This is a genomic window from Pleomorphovibrio marinus, assembly GCF_003347495.1.
Lineage (GTDB): Bacteria > Bacteroidota > Bacteroidia > Cytophagales > Cyclobacteriaceae > Pleomorphovibrio > Pleomorphovibrio marinus.
On the sequence record NZ_QCXY01000041.1, the window covers coordinates 1 to 919 of the forward strand.

The following is a 919-nucleotide window of genomic DNA, read 5'->3' on the forward strand; positions in this document are numbered from 1 at the left end:
TGCTGCCAGTCGGAGAGGGTGGGAGCGTTCGTGTTCCCCCACCTGCCCAGGTTCGTGCCTGCCGTGTAAAGGTCGTTGTGGTCGGAGGACTGGAAGCTGCCGGTGTGCTGGACGTGGATGGCGTACCCCGTCTCGGACCTGAGGATGTTGTTCCTCAGGTTGCTTACCCGGGCGTTCAAGTTGTTCTCATGATGAAAGCCCGCGCCGCTCCCGCCGTTGCTCACGTTGTTGTGGTAAAAGAGGAATTGGCTGTTCCGGTAGGAGTTAAGCGTGGCCTCCGTGCCGTTGCTGGCCACGAAGTTGTTGGCCACAAGGCCGGGCTGCCCGGAGGTTGCCGTGCAGTTGGCGATCCTCATCGCGTGTCCGGCGGCCCCCAGCGACCTGTTCCCGGTCACGCGCAGCGCCCCGTCGCAGTTGTCCAGGAGTATGCCGGCGGATCCCGGCCCCGCTTCCCCTGGGGCGCCCACGGTGTTTCCTGAAACAAGGGCGGTCTCGGTTCGCTGCAGGAGGATGCCGGTGTGCCCCGCGCCCAGGACGGTGTTGTCCCTGATCTCCACGCCCGGCGCCCGGTTGGAGGTGTTGGTGGAGCCCCTGTAGAGGATGCCGTAGGAACCCCCGGAAATGCTGTTTCCGGCAAAAACCACGTTCTCCGACATGGCCGGCTCCAGGTGTATGTTGGCCTGGGCCACGTCGGACCCGGTCGCGGGGGGGCTGTTGAACACGCATCCCTCCACCAGGATGTCGTCCATGCGCCCTTCCACGTCCAGTGTCCTGGTGTGGGTTGTTCCCGTCGCCGACAGCGTAAGGTTGGCCAGCTCCACGAACCGGGCGTTGGAGAACCTGAGCACGTAGTTGTCCGCTTCCCCGGATGCGCTGTAGGCGAGGGTCACGTCTTCGGGGTTTCCGCTCTCCGGCTCGA

General features: G+C 64.7%; 1 protein-coding gene. It reads right to left on the minus strand.

The window, feature by feature from the left end; genetic code table 11:
• Positions 1-919: right-handed parallel beta-helix repeat-containing protein (locus tag DB520_RS26275; RefSeq protein WP_157972279.1), on the minus strand; the 919-nt coding region annotated here is incomplete at both ends.